The sequence below is a fragment of the Pseudolysinimonas sp. genome (assembly GCF_044239695.1).
Classification (GTDB): Bacteria; Actinomycetota; Actinomycetes; order Actinomycetales; family Microbacteriaceae; genus Pseudolysinimonas_A.
In genome coordinates this window covers 1-15,834 of the sequence record NZ_JBIIAW010000072.1, presented here as the reverse complement: position 1 = coordinate 15,834, position 15,834 = coordinate 1, and the positions used below count along the sequence as shown (strand labels likewise).

At 71.9% G+C, this 15,834-nt stretch carries 18 protein-coding genes; 6 read left to right on the top strand and 12 right to left on the bottom strand.

What is annotated here, in order from left to right; all coding sequences use genetic code 11:
• Both dnaG and ACILQS_RS11385 read right to left on the bottom strand, forming a co-directional pair.
• Nucleotides 1–984, bottom strand: a 984-nt coding sequence (gene dnaG / locus ACILQS_RS11390) for a DNA primase (protein ID WP_395640245.1), incomplete at its 3' end; no start/stop codon positions are given.
• Between the two features lie 46 nt (nt 985–1,030).
• Nucleotides 1,031–1,456, bottom strand: coding sequence for a DUF2000 family protein (locus ACILQS_RS11385; RefSeq protein ID WP_395640244.1), 426 nt, complete (start codon nt 1,454–1,456; stop codon nt 1,031–1,033).
• 49 nt (nt 1,457–1,505) lie between these two features.
• On the opposite strand from ACILQS_RS11385, the gene ACILQS_RS11380 reads away from it, so the two are divergent.
• Nucleotides 1,506–2,306: an AraC family transcriptional regulator gene (locus ACILQS_RS11380; protein ID WP_395640243.1), complete on the top strand. Its 801-nt coding sequence runs from the start codon at nt 1,506–1,508 to the stop codon at nt 2,304–2,306.
• Here the strand turns inward: ACILQS_RS11380 and ACILQS_RS11375 are convergent.
• The 4 genes from ACILQS_RS11375 to truB are packed head-to-tail and all read right to left on the bottom strand — an operon-like array spanning nt 2,303 to nt 5,011.
• Nucleotides 2,303–3,238: a bifunctional riboflavin kinase/FAD synthetase gene (locus ACILQS_RS11375; protein ID WP_395640242.1), complete on the bottom strand. Its 936-nt coding sequence runs from the start codon at nt 3,236–3,238 to the stop codon at nt 2,303–2,305. The two genes, ACILQS_RS11380 and ACILQS_RS11375, sit on opposite strands and share 4 nt — an antisense overlap.
• Nucleotides 3,238–3,681, bottom strand: a complete 444-nt coding sequence (locus tag ACILQS_RS11370) for a hypothetical protein (protein WP_395640241.1) — start codon at nt 3,679–3,681, stop codon at nt 3,238–3,240. Before ACILQS_RS11370 ends, ACILQS_RS11375 begins: the two co-directional genes overlap by 1 nt.
• Before the next feature lie 41 nt (nt 3,682–3,722).
• Complete coding sequence (locus tag ACILQS_RS11365; protein ID WP_395640240.1) at nt 3,723–4,091, bottom strand: hypothetical protein; 369 nt, start codon at nt 4,089–4,091, stop codon at nt 3,723–3,725.
• Nucleotides 4,088–5,011, bottom strand: a complete 924-nt coding sequence (gene truB / locus ACILQS_RS11360) for a tRNA pseudouridine(55) synthase TruB (protein ID WP_395640239.1) — start codon at nt 5,009–5,011, stop codon at nt 4,088–4,090. Before truB ends, ACILQS_RS11365 begins: the two co-directional genes overlap by 4 nt.
• A 35-nt stretch (nt 5,012–5,046) precedes the next feature.
• On the opposite strand from truB, the gene ACILQS_RS11355 reads away from it, so the two are divergent.
• Complete coding sequence (locus tag ACILQS_RS11355) at nt 5,047–6,042, top strand: ketopantoate reductase family protein (RefSeq protein WP_395640238.1); 996 nt, start codon at nt 5,047–5,049, stop codon at nt 6,040–6,042.
• A 6-nt stretch (nt 6,043–6,048) separates the two neighbouring features.
• On the opposite strand, the gene ACILQS_RS11350 is transcribed toward ACILQS_RS11355, so the two are convergent.
• Nucleotides 6,049–6,756, bottom strand: a complete 708-nt coding sequence (locus ACILQS_RS11350) for a uridine kinase (RefSeq protein WP_395640237.1) — start codon at nt 6,754–6,756, stop codon at nt 6,049–6,051.
• Between the two features lie 26 nt (nt 6,757–6,782).
• Between ACILQS_RS11350 and ACILQS_RS11345 the strand changes: the two genes are divergently transcribed.
• Entirely contained in the window at nt 6,783–7,664 is an 882-nt protein-coding gene (locus ACILQS_RS11345) for an A/G-specific adenine glycosylase (RefSeq protein ID WP_395640236.1), read from the top strand.
• On the opposite strand, the gene ACILQS_RS11340 is transcribed toward ACILQS_RS11345, so the two are convergent.
• A complete protein-coding gene (locus ACILQS_RS11340) occupies nt 7,649–8,122 on the bottom strand; it encodes a DUF6226 family protein (protein WP_395640235.1) in 474 nt (157 codons plus the stop codon). The genes ACILQS_RS11345 and ACILQS_RS11340 overlap by 16 nt on opposite strands.
• 22 nt (nt 8,123–8,144) lie before the next feature.
• Between ACILQS_RS11340 and ACILQS_RS11335 the strand changes: the two genes are divergently transcribed.
• Complete coding sequence (locus tag ACILQS_RS11335; protein ID WP_395640234.1) at nt 8,145–9,563, top strand: RNB domain-containing ribonuclease; 1,419 nt, start codon at nt 8,145–8,147, stop codon at nt 9,561–9,563.
• On the opposite strand, the gene ddaH is transcribed toward ACILQS_RS11335, so the two are convergent.
• Nucleotides 9,560–10,345, bottom strand: coding sequence for a dimethylargininase (gene ddaH / locus ACILQS_RS11330; protein WP_395640233.1), 786 nt, complete (start codon nt 10,343–10,345; stop codon nt 9,560–9,562). The two genes, ACILQS_RS11335 and ddaH, sit on opposite strands and share 4 nt — an antisense overlap.
• 31 nt (nt 10,346–10,376) lie before the next feature.
• On the opposite strand from ddaH, the gene ACILQS_RS11325 reads away from it, so the two are divergent.
• Nucleotides 10,377–11,234: an Fpg/Nei family DNA glycosylase gene (locus ACILQS_RS11325; RefSeq protein ID WP_395640232.1), complete on the top strand. Its 858-nt coding sequence runs from the start codon at nt 10,377–10,379 to the stop codon at nt 11,232–11,234.
• A gap of 25 nt (nt 11,235–11,259) precedes the next feature.
• The gene (locus ACILQS_RS11320) at nt 11,260–11,937 is read left to right on the top strand and encodes a hypothetical protein (RefSeq protein ID WP_395640231.1); all 678 of its coding nucleotides are present in this window, start codon (nt 11,260–11,262) and stop codon (nt 11,935–11,937) included.
• A 17-nt stretch (nt 11,938–11,954) separates the two neighbouring features.
• Here the strand turns inward: ACILQS_RS11320 and ACILQS_RS11315 are convergent, their stop codons facing one another.
• The 3 genes from ACILQS_RS11315 to infB all read right to left on the bottom strand — a co-directional run.
• Complete coding sequence (locus tag ACILQS_RS11315; RefSeq protein ID WP_395640230.1) at nt 11,955–13,001, bottom strand: LLM class flavin-dependent oxidoreductase; 1,047 nt, start codon at nt 12,999–13,001, stop codon at nt 11,955–11,957.
• A gap of 63 nt (nt 13,002–13,064) precedes the next feature.
• Entirely contained in the window at nt 13,065–13,550 is a 486-nt protein-coding gene (rbfA, locus tag ACILQS_RS11310) for a 30S ribosome-binding factor RbfA (protein ID WP_395640229.1), read from the bottom strand.
• Between the two features lie 141 nt (nt 13,551–13,691).
• Nucleotides 13,692–15,834, bottom strand: a 2,143-nt coding sequence (infB, locus tag ACILQS_RS11305; protein WP_395640228.1) for a translation initiation factor IF-2, incomplete at its 5' end; no start/stop codon positions are given.

Here is a 15,834-nt window from a genome sequence, read left to right as displayed (position 1 = left end):
CCCGGCCTCGTCGGGGTCGAAGGTGAAGACCACCTCGCCGGTCTGGGTCGTGTCGGAGTTGGCGACGTCGCCGAGCACGCGCCGGATCACCTTGATGTGGTCGACGCCGAACGACGTGCCGCAGGTGGCGACCGCCGTCGTCACGCCCGCGAGATGACAGGCCATCACGTCGGTGTAGCCCTCGACGACGACGACCTGCTTGCCCTTGGCGATGTCGCGACGGGCGAGGTCGAGCCCGTAGAGCACCTGGCTCTTGTGGTAGACCAGCGTCTCGGGGGTGTTGAGGTACTTGGGGCCTTTGTCCTCGTCATCCCCGAGCAGCTTCCGCGCCCCGAAGCCGACGGTCTGCCCGGTGACGTCGCGGATCGGCCAGATCAGCCGCCCGCGGAACCTGTCGTACGCATTGCCGCGATCGTTGGTCGAGAGCAGACCGGATGCCGTCAGCTCGTCCGGCGTGAATCCCAGCGCCTTCAACGCATCCCCGAGCGCGTTGAAGGACTTCGGCGCGAAGCCGATGCCGAAGTGCTGGGCTGCGGCGGCGTCGAACCCGCGGGCGCCGAGGAAATCGCGACCGATCTGCGCCGCGGGAGTGCCCAGTTGCGCCTGGAACCACTTCTCGGCGGCGCCGTTCGCGGCCAGCAGCCGGGCGCGGTTGGAGTGGTCGCTCGCCTGGCCGCCGTCCTCGTAGTGCAACTCGTAGCCGAGCCGCCCGGCGAGCCGTTCGACGGCTTCGGCGAAGGTGACGTGATCCATCTTCTGCAGGAACGAGAAGACGTCGCCGCCCTCGTTGCAGCCGAAGCAGTGGTAGAGCCCCACCTGCGGGCGCACGTGGAAGCTCGGGCTGCGCTCCTCGTGGAACGGGCACAGCCCCTTCATCGATCCGACCCCTGCGCTCTTCAGCGTCACGAAGTCGCCCACGATGTCGGCGATGTTGGTGCGCGACCTGACTTCGTCGATGTCGCTTCGACGAATCAGACCGGCCATGGCACTGAGTCTAGGATTCGGCGGTCCCGGCTGCCGGGCCGGTCGCTCAGCGGTGGAGGGCGGCGCCCTTGAACGTGCGATCCACGGCGTTCCGGGGGCCGATCACCGCGATGCCCACCAGGTCGAGGCTGTCGCGCGCGACGGCACGCACCGCGGCCCGGTTGGCGGTGTCGTGGCCCGTGGCGAACATCTCCGAGATGTAGACCGCCGTCTCGAGCTTCCGGGACAGCGCGCGGGAGTGGGCCGTCGCCAGCATCGCCGCGTCGCCGGCGAGCACGACGACCGGCTGCCGTAGCATCGCGAGATACCGGGTGCCGTCGGCATCCTCGTAGGGCTCGCCGATCAGCTCAGCGTCGGTGGCGACCACCCCGCTCACCAGGAACGACGTGACGTTGAGCTCCTGCCAGGGCGCGAGGTCATCGCGCAGCAGGACGGCGATCTTGGTGTCGAAGCGCACGGGTTCGGCGGTCATGACCCCATGGTCTCCGGCGGCCGCGGTCGGAGTCTTGTACGTTCCTGACATGGGTGCGGATCCGGCGCGGGAGTTCGTGCGCGCCTGGCGGCCGTCGGTCGCCGGGGTGGGCGAAGTGCTTCACGCCCACTTCACCGCGCACGCCTACCCGGCCCATACCCACGACCACTGGACGCTGCTGCTCGTCGACACCGGCGGCGTCGCGTACGACCTCGATCGGCACGCCCACCTCGCCGAGCCGCGGACGCTGACCGTGCTGCCTCCTCACGTGCCCCACGACGGTCGCGCGGCCCGGGCCGAGGGATTCGACAAGCGCGTGCTCTACGTCGACGAGCGCTGGCTTCCCGCCGACCTGATCGGTGCGGCCGTCGGTGAGCCGAGGATCCGCGACGCGGCGGTCGTGGCTCGGATCGGGCGCCTGCACGGGGTGCTCTCGCGACCGGGTGACGAACTCGAAGCCGAGTCGCTGCTCGCCCTGGCGACCGACCGTATCGCCGCGCAGCTCGCGCGCCGCGAACCCCGTCGCGACGGCCGTGCTCCCGGGCTCGCCCGCCTCGTGCGCGACCGGCTCGACGTCGTCGACGAGCCACCGACCCTCGAGGCGCTCGCCGCCGAGCACGGCGTGCACCCCAGCCAGCTCGTGCGCGCGTTTCATCAGGCGTACGGCCTTCCGCCGCACCGCTACCTCACCGGACGCCGGGTCGACCGGGCGCGGCGACTGCTGCTCGACGGGATGCCCGCCGCCGACGTCGCCGCGAACGTCGGCTTCCACGACCAGTCCCACCTGATCCGGCACTTCCGCCGCGTGCTCGGCGTGACGCCCGGCGCGTTCGCCGGTCGCGCGGCCTAGCTCTCGGCGGCGAGGATCTCGCGGATGCGCGCGGCGTCGGCGGTGAGCGCCGCGATGAGCGCGTCGAGACCGTCGAACTTCACCATCGGCCGGAGGTAGTCGACGAATTCGAGCTCGATCGACTTGCCGTAGGCGTCGAGCGACACGTCGAGGAGGTGGGCCTCCGTCCGCCGGGCCGGCACCCCGTCGAAGGTCGGGTTGTTGCCGATCGACACCGCGGCGCCGTAGCGCACGCCGTCGATCCACGCCCACGCCGCGTACACCCCGTCGGCGGGCAGGAACCCCTCCATCGCGGGATCGAGGTTCGCGGTCGGGAAGCCGATCTCGCGCCCGATGGCGTCGCCGTGCACGACGGTCGACCGCACACGCGGGAGCCGCCCCAGCAGGGCCGCCGCGTCGCGCACCTCGCCGGCGGCCAGGTGGTCGCGGATCTGCGTCGACGAGACCCGGGCGCCGTCGACCCGCACGTCCTCGAGCAGCACGACGTCGAAGCCTCGCGCGGCGCCCAGGTCCCGCAGGGTGTCGATCGTGCCGGCGCCGCGGTGACCGAACCGGAAGTCGGCACCGGCGAGCACCAGTCTCGCGTCGAGGGCGTCGACGAGCACCTGCTGCACGAACTCGGTCGGCTCGAGGGCGGCGAGCTCGCGGGTGAACTCCAGCACGAGCGTCGCGGCCACATCGGTCTCGGCGAGAAGCGCGGCCCGCTGCTCATTCGACACGATCGCTTCGGGGCAGACCTCGGGGCGCAGCAGCGACAGCGGATGCCGGTCGAACGTCACCACGACCGGAGCGAGTCCGCGGTCGGCAGCCAGCGCGATGAGCTGGGCGAGTACGCCGCGATGCCCGAGGTGCACCCCGTCGAACTTGCCGATCGTGACCGCGCTCGGACCGAATCCCGGCGGCACCGACCGGACGCCGTCGAGGAGCCGCATCAGACGACGCCCGCGGCGGCCGCCCGCCGGGCACGCCAGAGGTAGCCGAGACCGATCGCCGGCAGCACGAGCGGGATGCACAGGTAGCCCGCCCCGTAGGCGCTCCAGACGGTGGCCTCGCGCCCGAACGGGTCGACGCTGTCCAGGCCGAGCACGGCCGGCGCGACGATGCTCAGCGTGCCGATCACGAGCACGCCGAGCAGCTCGAAGCCGATCGTGACCCAGGCGACGACATCCCAGCGGAAGGCGAGCGCCAGGGTCGCCAGGACGTAGACGACGGCGGCGACGGCCGAGAGCGAGAAGGCGATCGGCGCCTCGTCGAAGCGGTCGACGATCTGGAAGACGCTGCGACCGGTGGCCGCGACCGCGAGCACCGCGTAGACGGCGACGAGGATGCGGCCGGGGCCGGCCAGCCTGGGGGAATCGGGGCGAGGCGTGGACATCGCTCCCAGACTAGGGCTCCGCGCGGGGAGGAGCTGGGCGGCTAGGCGATCTGGACGTTCCAGATCTGGTTCATCCGGTACGCCATCACGGCGATCGCCAGCGCGCCGACGCCGAGCACGACCGTGCTCCAGCGGGTGCGGTCGGTCAGCGCCCAGGCGATCGCGGCGGGGGGCATGAGGCACCCGGTCGCGAGGTACACCCAGAACTCCCCGAGGTTGCCGGTCGGGTGGTTGCCGGTCAGCGGCGCGACGATCGCGATCACGACCTGCGCGAGCAGCAGCAGCTCCACGACGACGAGCGCGAGGATGGTCAGGTCGGAGGGCTTGCGGCCGACGAGGCCGAGCACGACGGCGAGCACCCCGGCGAGCGTCGAGACGGCGATCAGGACGATCGTGAAGACGTCGATCATGAGACCTCCGAGGTCGGGAAATTGACGAGCACGCGGGAGACCCCGTCGCGCACGGACACGAGGCCGAGCAGCCGGCCGTCCGGCCCGAGCGCGGCCACCACCGGTGCGTCGGCGGTCGGCACCGGGATGCGCTTGCCCTGGGCGAGCGCGAGGGCCTCGTCGGCATCCAATCGCGCCGACGGGAACAGCCGCCCCGCGACGTCGGCGGGGGCGAGCAGCCGGTCGGTGAGCGCATCGTCGTCGACCGCGGCGGCGTCGGTCACCGCGAACGGGCCGACGGCGGTGCGGCGCAGGGCGGTGAGGTGGCCGCCGACGCCGAGGGCGACGCCGAGATCACGGGCGAGGGCGCGGACGTAGGTGCCGGACGACACCGCGACGCGCACGTCGAGGTCGACGAGGCCGTCACTGCGGCGCGCATCCGACACCTCGAAGGCCGAGACGGTGACGGTGCGGGGTTTCAGCGCGACCTCTTCGCCGGACCGGGCGAGATCGTAGGAGCGGCGGCCGTCGACCTTGATCGCGCTGAAGGTGCTGGGCACTTGAGCGATCTCGCCGGTGAGGCCCGCGACGGCCGTGGCGAGGGCGGCGTCCGTGACCGCTCCCGCGTCGCCACTCGTGGTGACCTCCCCTTCGGCGTCGTCTGTCGTCGTCGCCTGGCCGAGCCGGATCGTCGCCGTGTATTCCTTGCCGAGCCCGACGAGGTAGGTGAGCAGACGCGTCGAACTGCCGATACCGAGGATCATCAGCCCGGTCGCCATCGGGTCGAGCGTGCCGGCGTGTCCGACCTTGCGGGTGCCGAGCGCCCGCCGGGTGCGCGCGACGAGGTCGTGACTCGTCGGCCCCTGCGGCTTGTCGAGCAGCAGGATGCCGGACGGGGCCGTCGCGACGGGGTCGCCCGTCGAGGCGGTCGGGACGGTCACACCTGCCACGGTATCAACCGGCCTAGGCTCGGAACATGCGCGTGGCCGTCATCGGAGCGGGAGCGGTGGGTGGCCTGCTCGCCGCGCTGCTCGACCGCGCGGGACACGACGTGTCGGTGACGGCCCGGGGTGAGCACCTCGCCGCGATCCGCGCCGACGGTCTCGCGCTCGACGGCGGGTACGGGTCGCACGTGGCCCGTGTCGCCGCGCACGAGACACTCACCGCGACTCCCGAGATCGTCGTGCTCGCGACGAAGGCCCAGGATGCCGCCACCGCCCTGGCCGCGAACGCCCGCTTCATCGAGGGACTCCCGCTGCTCGTCGTGCAGAACGGCCTCGGCGGCCTCCGGGTCGCGCGCGCGGCGCAGCCGTCGTCCCCGTTGCTCGGCGGGCTCGCCCTGTTCGCCAGCTCGTACCTCTCCCCCGGCCGCATCACCGTCACCGCCGCCCTGCCGCTCGTCATCGGAGCGGCCGACGGCACGCCCACCGACGTGCGCGACCACGTCGTCGGGCTGATGCGGGAGGCACTCCCGGTCGAGGTCGTGGAGAGCCTCGAAGGGGCGCAGTGGACGAAGCTGCTCGTCAACCACGTCAACGCGCTGCCGGCGATCACCGGGCTGAGCGTGCAGCAGACCGTCGCGGATCCGGCCCTGCTGCGGGTGCTGGCCGGGTCGCTGCGGGAGACCATCCGCATCGCCAACCGCATCGGCATCCGGTTCACCGGGCTGCAGGGCATCCCGGGCTGGATCCTGCCCTGGCTCGGCCGCGGCCCGCTCGCCCTGACCGCGAGTCTGCCGCGCCTGCTCGCGGGGAGGATGGGCGACGTGCCGAATCCGGGATCGACGCTGCAGAGCATCCGCCGCGGTCAGCTGACCGAGATCGACTTCCTGAACGGCGCCGTCGTGCGCGTCGCGGGCGAGCACGGACTCGCCGCGCCGATCAACGCCGGCCTGGTCGATCTGGTGCACGAGGTCGAGCGCACCAGCGCCTTCTTGACGCCGGCCGACGTCGCCGCCCGCGTGCCCGTCTGATCGCGGTCAGAGCGGCGCGGGCGCGATCGAGCAGTAGTCGGCGAACCGGCGCTTCGGAGCATCCGGGTCGGTGTTGTCGACGATCGCGTTCGCCGACGTATTCGGATGCACGTCGCGCACGTAGAGGCGGTGCGCGTCGAGGTAGCGGAGGTTCGACGGCGCCTCGGGGTCGGGATCGGCGCCGTCGCGCGCGACCGTGCGGGCGAGCCGCACCTCGCGCTCGGCGTCGAGCCAGAGCACGTAGTTCCAGAGCCCCCGCAGTTCGGGACCCTGGAGGAAGTGCCCGTCGACGATCAGCACCGCGTCGGCGGGACCTGTCGACCAGTCGGCCTCGAACGGCACGTCGCGGGCGAGGTCGAACCCGCGCAACTGATAGCCCGTGCTGCCGCCCGCCTTGAACGGGTCGGCCAGCACGCGCCGGAACAACGAGAAGTCGTACGCGTCCCGGTAGTAGCCCTCACCCGAGTGGCGACCGGCGCGATAGCGGTCCTCGCGCGGACGGTGGAAGTCGTCCATCGACGCCCGCACGGCCGTGAACCCGGCGCGCTCGAACGCGAGGGCGAGTTCGTCGCCGAAGGTCGTCTTGCCGGAGGCGTCGGGACCGTCGATCCCGAACATCGTGCGCCCGTAGCGGTAGTTGTGCGCGAACTCCTGCACGAGCGACTCGAGCAGCTCGCGGCGCGCGGGAGCGATCTTCGTCCATGGCGTGGTCACGAGCGCAGCCTAGCTAGCCTTCGTGAGTGGACATCGCCCCCGCCGTGATCGCGAACCGGATCGCGGACTGGTACGCGTCGACGCACCGCGACCTCCCCTGGCGGCGCCCGGGGTTCCCCGCCTGGGGCACCCTGGTCAGCGAGTTCATGCTGCAGCAGACCCCGGTGGCGCGGGTCATCCCGGCGCTCGAGCGGTGGCTGCTGCGCTGGCCGACGCCCGCCGACCTCGCCGGGGAACCGCCCGGCGAAGCCGTGCGCGCCTGGGAGCGTCTCGGCTACCCGCGTCGCGCCCTCAATCTGCACGGGGCCGCGACGGCGATCGCCGAACGGCACGGCAACGTCGTGCCCGACGACGTCGACGAGCTGCTGGCGCTGCCGGGCGTCGGCCCGTACACGGCGCGCGCGGTCGCGGCGTTCGCCTACGGCATCCGCACCCCGGTCGTCGACACCAACGTGCGCCGGGTGCTCGCCCGGGCGCTGCGCGGGGTCGGGGAGGCGGGACCGCCGCGCACCGCCGCAGAACTCGGCGAGATGGAGGCGCTCCTGCCCGCCGACGCGGAGCGGGCACGGCTGGTCAACGCCGGCACGATGGAGCTCGGGCAGACCGTGTGCACCGCCCGATCACCGCGGTGCGACGCGTGTCCGCTGGCGGACGTGTGCGCCTGGCGCGCGGCCGGGTACCCGGCGTACGACGGGCCCCGCGCGGCGGTGCAGAAGAAGTACGAGGGATCCGACCGTCAGGTTCGCGGTCTCGTGCTGCGCGAACTGCGCGGCAGCGACACCCCGGTTCCCGCCGCGGTGATCGCCGGCGTCTGGCCGGACGCCGGGCAGCTCGCACGTGCGATCGACGGGTTGCTGCGCGACGGCCTCGTCGTGCGCGACGACGACGACGACTACGCCCTGCCCTGAGGCGACGGAGCGCCCGGGTTCGTCCAGCCGCCACGGCGACCCCAGTCGCCCCCGTACGCGAACGAATCACGATCGGCCGTCCATCGGCCCGCGACGACCGCGTCGACGAGCTGCTCCATCTGCTCGGCGAGACCCTCGACGTCCTCGTCGCACGCGTCGCAGCCGCAGACCGGGAACGGAAAACGGCGTCCGCCGACCCACACGAACGCGCCGGGCAGCTCGGTGAGCTCGACCTCGATCGGGATGCCGTCCCCACCCGGCCGGTTCGCCGCCGGCAGGGCGGCTCCGAGGGCCCGTGCGACGTCCTGAAGCGGCGCGAACCGCTCGGGGTGGGTGGTGACGCTGTACGGCAGCTCGTCGGAGGGAGTGTCCCGCCAGCGATCGCCGTACGGGATGACGTCGCCCGTGTCATCGCGGAACTCACCGCGCACGATCGGCGGTCGCCGGTATCCCTCCACGTGCCGAGCCTAGGCTGGAGCGGTGCCCCACCTCCCGCTGACGCTCACGCGGGAGGCGGCGACCGCCGAACTCACCGCGGCCCTGGCCGCGCTGCGGATCGAACTGGAGTTGCCCGACGGCTTCCCGGCGGAGGTGCTCGCCGACGCCGAGCGCGCGGTGGCCGAGCATGTGCTCCCCGACCTCGACCTCACGGCCCTGCCCTTCGTGACGATCGACCCGGCCGGAGCCACCGACCTCGACCAGGCGCTCGCCATCGAAGCCCTCGGCGACGGGTGGCGGGTGTTCTACGCGATCGCCGATCTGCCGTCGTTCGTCGAGCCCGGCGGCGCGATCGACGCCGAGGCGCGGCGGCGCGGCCAGACGCTCTACGCGGCGGATGGCCGCATCCCGTTGCATCCGCCCGTGATCAGCGAGGCCGCCGGGTCGCTGCTGCCCGGCGAGGTGCGGGCCGCGTTCGTCTGGGAGTTCACCCTCGACGCGTCCGGTGCGACGACCTCGGGCCGCGTGCGGCGAGCCCGCGTGCGCAGCCGTCGTCAGTGGTCGTACGAAGACGCCCAGGCGGCCGTCGACGACGAGCCGGCAGACGATGCCGCGAGTGTGCTCGGGATGCTGCGCGCCGTCGGCGAAGCCCGGCTCGCGCTCGAGAGCGCCCGGGGCGGCGCCAGCCTCGCCATCCCGGAGATCCTGGTCGAACGCGAGGCGGAGGGCTATCTGCTCGAGCGGCGCGTGCTGCGACCGGTCGAATCCTGGAACGCCCAGATCTCCCTGATGACCGGGATGGCGGCCGCACGGATGATGCTCGACGCGGGGGTCGGCATCCTGCGCACCATGCCGCCCGCGGAGCCCGACGCGATCGACCGGTTCCGCCGACAGACCATCGCGCTCGGCACTCCCTGGCCCGCCGAAGAGGCCTACGGCGACTACCTCGCGCGTCTCGCGAACGACGATCCCCGGCAGCTCGCCATCCGACACGCGGCGGCCACGCTGTTCCGCGGCGCCGCCTACCGCGCGTTCGACGGGGAACCGCCGGCGGAGACGCTGCAGGCGGCCATCGGCGCGCCCTACACGCACGTCACCGCGCCGTTGCGGCGCCTGGTCGACCGGTTCGCGCTCGAGGTCTGCGTTGCCCTCTCCGCGGGCACCGAAGTGCCCCGCTGGGTCCGCGACGCGCTGCCCGAGCTGCCGTCGCTGATGAGTCGCTCCGCGAACACCTCCGGGCGTCTCGAGCGCCGCACCCTCGACACCGTCGAAGCGGCGGTGCTCGCTCCGCACCTCGGCGCGGAGTTCGACGCCATCGCGATCACCGATTCCGCCGTGCAGCTCGTCGAGCCCGCCGTCGAGATCTCTTGCGACGGGACGCTGCGCCCGGGAGCGGAACTGCGGGTGCGACTCGTGGCCGCCGACATCCCGACCGGAGTCGTGCGGTTCGAGGCCGCCTAGGAGTCGTCGCGGATGCGCACCGAGAGGCAGGTCACGCAGCCCTCGAGCTTCTCGAACTCGGTGACCGGGGTCGTCAGCACCTCGAGCCCGCGCGCCCGGAGGAGCGCCGCCGTCTGCGGGGCCGACGCCGAGAGCAGCACCGTCTCGGGGCCGAGCACGACGACCGCGACGCCCTCGGGCTCGGGCACCGGCTGGAACACCGGGAACACCCCGGAGTCGTCGACGAGCGGCGGGTAGCCGAGCACGGTGCCGTCGGGCAGCGCGGTGACACCCGACTTCAGATGCAGCACCTTCGACACCGGGACCGCCACCACCTCCCAGCCGCGGGGGGCGAGCAGCTCGCGCAGCGCGGCGACACCGGCGTCGTTCGTGCGGGAACTCCGGCCCACGTAGACCGTGCGGCCGACGTGGGCCGTGGGCGCCACTTTCAGCACGTCGCCGCCGTCGAGATGTGCCGGCGGCTCGAGCCGCACGACCTCCAGTCCGGTCGCCGCGATGGCGCGTGCGGCCGAGTCGACCTCGCCGCGCCGCGACTCCGCTCCGGGCGAGGTGAGCACCGCGAGGTCGTCGAAGACGACGACGGCATCCTCGATGAACACCCCGTCGGGGTGCTCGTCGGCGGCGTCGACCTCGGTGACCGTCCAGCCCCGTGAGCGGAACACCTCGACGTAGTCCCACCACTGGGCGAGGGCGAGCGCGGCGTCGACGGGCACGCGGTCGAGGTGCGTGAGTTCCCCCTCGGCGAGGAGCGGCGAGGGACGGCGGACGAGCAGACGGGGCATGGAGTCAGGGTACCGAGGCATACTTTGTGGCATGCCGGAGCTGCCCGAGGTGCATGCCCTCGTCGCCGACCTGCGCTCGCGGCTGATCGGGAAGCGGATCGCCCGGCTCGACGTGCTCGCCTTCGCCGCCCTCAAGACCTACGACCCGCCCGTCACGGCCCTCGAAGGACTGACCGTGAACGGGGTCGAGCGGCACGGCAAGTACCTCGACCTGGTGGTCGGCGAGCTGCACGTGGTCATCCATCTCGCGCGCGCCGGCTGGCTGCGCTGGCGCGCCGCCGCCCCCGCGCCGAGCCTCAAGCGCGGCGGACCGCTCGCGGCGCGGCTCGTGCTCGACGACGGCTCCGGCTTCGACCTCACCGAGGCGGGGACCAAGAAGAGCCTCGCCATCCACGTCGTGCGGGACCCGCGGGACGTGGAACGCGTCGCGACCCTCGGACCCGATCCGCTCGACGCGGCCTTCACCGAGGAGCGGCTCGCCGGGATCCTCACCGCCGCGGGGCGATCACAGGTGAAGGGCGTGCTGCGCGACCAGCGGCAGATCGCCGGGATCGGCAACGCCTACTCCGACGAGATCCTGCACGTCGCGAAGATGTCGCCGTTCAAGCCCGCGAGCATGCCCGCCGAGGACGTGCACGTGCTCTACGAGGCGATCCAGACGACGCTGCGGGATGCCGTGGCGCGTTCCGAAGGGCTCGCCGCGGCGGAGCTCAAGGGCGAGAAGAAGTCGAACCTGCGGGTGCACGCGCGCAACGGCGAGGCCTGCCCGGTGTGCGGCGACACGATCCGCCAGGTCATCTACTCCGACTCGACCTTCCAGTACTGCCCGACCTGTCAGACGGGTGGCAAGCCGCTCGCCGACCGCGTGCTGAGTCGGCTGCTGAAGTGACGGCCGCCGGGCCGAGTGGGCGGCCGTGAAGCCGCCGGAATGCGTCGTCTGCGGGGCGGACGCGGCGGCACCGGGTGAGCTCGTGCGCTTCGTCTCGCGACCGGAGGATCTCGCCTGGCGGCGACGGGTCGAGCGCGACCGACTCGTCGGGCATCCGCCCGACACCGCGTGGCTGTGCGAACGCCATGTCGAGGCCGGGCGCCGGCTCGCCCCCGAGCTCGATCTCGACGACGCCGTCTCGCGGCTCCGAGCATCCGACCCGAGCGCGCCCCCGTCGCCGGAACCACGTGTGACGACGATCCGCGGCATGCCCATCGCCGAGTTCGTCGACCGCCTCCAGCTGCTGGTGACGCGCATCGCCGCACAGCTCGGTGTGCCGGCCCCAGACCTGGTTCCGCGCACGACGCGCACCTGGCATCCGATGGACGGCGCGGTCGCCCCAGACTGCCCGTTCGTCGACGACACCACCTGGACGTCTCCCGAGTCGCCCCTGACCCTCGTCGGCAGCCGGGCCTGGTGGTCGGACGGCGTGCTCGCCCGCGCGCACGAGACCCTGCTCATCCGGGTCGCCGGCGTGAGCGCGAGCGTGTCGGGTCACATCCCGGCCGACAGGTCGACCGATCGGGTGGGCGAATTGCTGATCACCGGCGATCTGCCCTCGGCCGTCGCCGCTCTCGTCGCCGACTCCTTCCCCGCGGCCTGAGCGCGCGGCGGCGAGGATCAGAGCAACCGGGCCGCGAGCAGTTCGAGCGTGCGCTCCCGACCGGGGCTCCGGTCCCGGGGTTCGGACTCGCGGGAGGCGGCCGACGGGGACACCATGACCTCATCGACGTCGAAGGTCTGAGCGAGCTCGGTCAGGCGGCGCGCGGCGGCCTCGGGCGCATCCACGATCCACCGCTCGAGCATCTGGTCGATGACGAGGCGCGAGGCGGCGTCGACCTCGGCGACCGCGGCCGCCTCGACGGTGTCGATCGCCCGCAGCGGTGTGCCCGTGCGCAGGCGGGAGAAGTTCTGCAGCGACGGCAGCGCCCGGGCGAGCGCCTCCTCCGCGGTGTCGGCGACGACCGCGTTGACCGTGAGGAAGGTGCGGGGCGTCTCGAGCCGCTCGGACGGCCGGAACTCCGAGCGGTAGATCTCGAGCGCGCGACCGGTGCCCTCCCCCGAGAAATGGTGGGCGAAGACGTACGGCAGCCCGAGTTTCGCCGCGAGGTGCGCGGAGTAGTCGCTCGATCCGAGCAGCCACATCTCCGGGATGCCGGCCGCAGCCGGGGTGGCTCGCACGTCGTAGTCGCGGAGCCCGTCGGCGGTGTTGATCGTGATCGTCGCGCCGTCCCCGGCGAGGGCGCGGATGTCGAGGAGGTTCTGCTCGAAACGGTCGACGTCGCTCGTCGGACCGCTGCTGCGCAGCAACGCCGTGATGACGGGGTCGGATCCGGGCGCACGGCCGATCCCGAGGTCGATGCGCCCGGGCGCGATCGCCTCGAGGGCCGCGAACTGCTCGGCGACCGTCAGCGGTGCATGGTTGGGCAGCATCACGCCGCCCGAACCGACCCGGAGCCGCGATGTGCGCGCGGCGACCGCCGCGATCAGCACCGGGGGTGCGGTCGACGCGACGGCCGGCATGTTGTGGTGCTCGGCGAACCAGTACCGCGTGTAGCCGAGGTCGTCGGCGCGCTGCGCGAGGGCGAGGGATGCCGCCACGGCATCGGCGGAGGTCTGCGCGGTCGAAACCGGCACCAGATCCAGAACGGAGAGTGCGAGAGCCATTTCTCAGCTCAACCCGCGAGCACGGCCGAGGATTCCGCCCGGTCTCGACACGCGGCTACGCCGCTACTCGACCACCGATTTCTCGTCGTCGTCGTCGAGGTCGTCATCGTCGTCGTCGACGTCGTAGTCGCGCGGCTTGACGTAGGGGTCTTCGTCGCCGGCGTAGGTTGCGGTCGCAGCCGCGGCGCGCGCCGCCTCATCCCGCTGCTGCGCCTCCTGCAGGAGCGCCTCGATCGACGCCGCGTTCTCGGGGATCGCGTCCGCGATGAACTCGAGCGACGGCGTCAGTCGGGTGTTGAGGTTCTTGCCGACCTCGGTGCGCAGCAGCCCGGTCGCCGCCTTGAGCGCGAGCGCCGAGTCGGCCCGCTCCTCGTCGGTGCCGTACACGGTGAAGAACACGCTCGCGTGCTGCAGATCGCCCGTGACGCGGACATCCGTGATCGTCACGAACCCCAGCCGCGGATCCCGCAGCCCCTTCTCGAGCCGCTTCGCGATCACTTCCTTGATGCGGTCGGCGACCTTCGCCGCACGATCTCCCTGACCAGCCATGACCTTTACCTCCATTGAACGTCGAGAGGAGGAACAGATCCGGACGAACCCGGAGGGGTCTCCGCCCGCTCGCGAAAGTGAATCGGGGTAGGGGTCCCCGCTCTTCACTTTCGCGAGCGGGCGGGGACCCCGACCAACGGGCTACGCCCGGATCTTTTCCTTCAACTCGATGGTCTCGATCTCATCGCCGATCTGGATGTCGTTGAACTTGCCGAGCCCGATACCGCACTCGAAGTCGGTGCGGACTTCGGTGACGTCATCCTTGAAGCGACGCAGCGAGTCGATGGCGAGGTTGTCGCCGACGACGACGCCGTCGCGGATGACCCGCGCCTTGGCGTTGCGGGTGATCGTGCCGGAGCGGACGATGACACCGGCGATGTTGCCGGCCTTCGACGAGCGGAACACCTCGCGGATCTCGGCGACGCCCGACTGGACCTCTTCGAACTCGGGCTTGAGCATGCCCTTGAGCGAGTTCTCGATGTCTTCGAGCGCCGCGTAGATGACCGAGTAGAACCGCACGTCGATGCCTTCGCGCTGGGCGCGTTCACGCGCCTTCACGTCGGGACGGACGTTGAACCCGATCACGATCGCGTTGTCGATCGTCGCCAGGTCGATGTCCGACTCGGTGACGGCACCCACACCGCGGTGCAGGATGCGCAGCTGGACGCTGTCGTCGATCTCGATCTTGAGCAGCGACTCCTCGAGCGCCTCGACGGCACCGGAGACGTCACCCTTGATGATGAGGTTGAGCGACTCGACCTTGCCCTCTTCGAGCGCGCGGGTGAAGTCTTCGAGCGAGATGCGCTTGCGGGCCTTCGCCAGCTGGGCGTTGCGCTCGACGGCTTCGCGCTTCTCGGCGATCTGCCGGGCCGTGCGGTCGTCTTCGGTCACGATGAAGGTGTCACCCGCGCGCGGAACCCGCGAGAGACCCTGCACGAGCACCGGACGCGACGGGTAGGCCTCCTCGACCGACTCGCCGTTCTCGTCGTGCATCGCGCGGACGCGACCGTAGGCCGTTCCGGCGACGATCGGGTCGCCGACGCGCAGCGTTCCGTTCTGGATGAGCACGGTCGCGACGGCGCCGCGGCCCTTGTCGAGCTTCGCTTCGATCGCGACACCGCGGGCATCCCGGGTGGGGTTCGCGACGAGGTCGAGGCCGGCGTCGGCGGTCAGGAGGACGGCATCCAGAAGTTCCGTGATGCCCTTCTTCTGCAGAGCCGAGACGTCGACGAACATCGTGTCGCCACCGAATTCCTCGGCGACGAGCCCGTACTCGGTGAGCTGCTGACGCACCTTCGACGGGTTGGCGCCGTCCTTGTCGACCTTGTTGACGGCGACGACGATCGGCACCCCGGCGGCCTGGGCGTGGTTCAACGCCTCGACCGTCTGGGGCATGATGCCGTCGTCGGCGGCGACCACGAGGATCGCGATGTCGGTCACCTGCGCACCACGGGCGCGCATGGCGGTGAACGCCTCGTGGCCCGGGGTGTCGATGAAGGTGATGGCGCGCTCGATGCCCTCGTGCTCGGTCCAGACCTGGTACGCACCGATGTGCTGCGTGATGCCGCCGGCTTCGCCCGCGACGACGTTCGCCTCGCGGATGGCATCCAGCAGTTTGGTCTTTCCGTGGTCGACGTGACCCATGACGGTGACGACCGGCGGACGGATCTCGAGGTCGTCGGGGTCGTCTTCGTCGTCGAGGTCGATGTCGAAGCCCTCGAGGAGCTCCTTGTCTTCGTCTTCCGGCGAGACGACCTGCACCCGGTAGCCGAGTTCGGCACCGAGCACCTCGAAGGTGGATTCGTCGAGCGACTCGGTGGCCGTGGCCATCTCGCCGAGCGCGAACAGCACGGTGACGAGCGTGCCGGGCAGCACGGTGAAGCCCGTCATCTGCTCGATCTTCTCGGCGAAGTCGGCGATCGACGCTCCGCGGCGCATCCGGATGATGGTCGTGCCATCACCGCGGGGAACGCTCACGCCACCGATCGTCGGGGCCTCCCGCATCTCGAATTCGGCGCGCTTCGTGCGACGCGACTTGCGGGCCTTGCTCTTGCCGCCACCGCGACCGAAGGCACCCGCGGTGCCACCGCCGGGGCCGCGGCCGCGGCCGCCACCGCCGCCGGGACGACCGGCGTAGCCGCCCGTCGTGCCGGGAGCACCGCCGCCGGGACGCTGGAAGCCTCCCGGAGCACCGCCGGGACGGCCGGGGCCGCCGGGGCGCTGCTGGAATCCGGGACGACCGCCGGCGCCGGGGGCCGGGCGCTGGCCCGGGGCGAGCGGACGC

Coding starts and splice junctions, on each gene's coding strand:
- ACILQS_RS11315 (WP_395640230.1), bottom strand. CDS start 13,001: ATGGCTCTCGCACTCTCCGTTCTGGATCTGGTGCCGGTTTCGACCGCG.
- ACILQS_RS11385 (WP_395640244.1), bottom strand. CDS start 1,456: ATGACCGCCGAACCCGTGCGCTTCGACACCAAGATCGCCGTCCTGCTG.
- ACILQS_RS11375 (WP_395640242.1), bottom strand. CDS start 3,238: ATGCGGCTCCTCGACGGCGTCCGGTCGGTGCCGCCGGGATTCGGTCCG.
- ACILQS_RS11355 (WP_395640238.1), top strand. CDS start 5,047: ATGCGCGTGGCCGTCATCGGAGCGGGAGCGGTGGGTGGCCTGCTCGCC.
- rbfA (WP_395640229.1), bottom strand. CDS start 13,550: ATGGCTGGTCAGGGAGATCGTGCGGCGAAGGTCGCCGACCGCATCAAG.
- ddaH (WP_395640233.1), bottom strand. CDS start 10,345: ATGCCCCGTCTGCTCGTCCGCCGTCCCTCGCCGCTCCTCGCCGAGGGG.
- ACILQS_RS11325 (WP_395640232.1), top strand. CDS start 10,377: ATGCCGGAGCTGCCCGAGGTGCATGCCCTCGTCGCCGACCTGCGCTCG.
- ACILQS_RS11365 (WP_395640240.1), bottom strand. CDS start 4,091: ATGATCGACGTCTTCACGATCGTCCTGATCGCCGTCTCGACGCTCGCC.
- ACILQS_RS11370 (WP_395640241.1), bottom strand. CDS start 3,681: ATGTCCACGCCTCGCCCCGATTCCCCCAGGCTGGCCGGCCCCGGCCGC.
- ACILQS_RS11380 (WP_395640243.1), top strand. CDS start 1,506: ATGGGTGCGGATCCGGCGCGGGAGTTCGTGCGCGCCTGGCGGCCGTCG.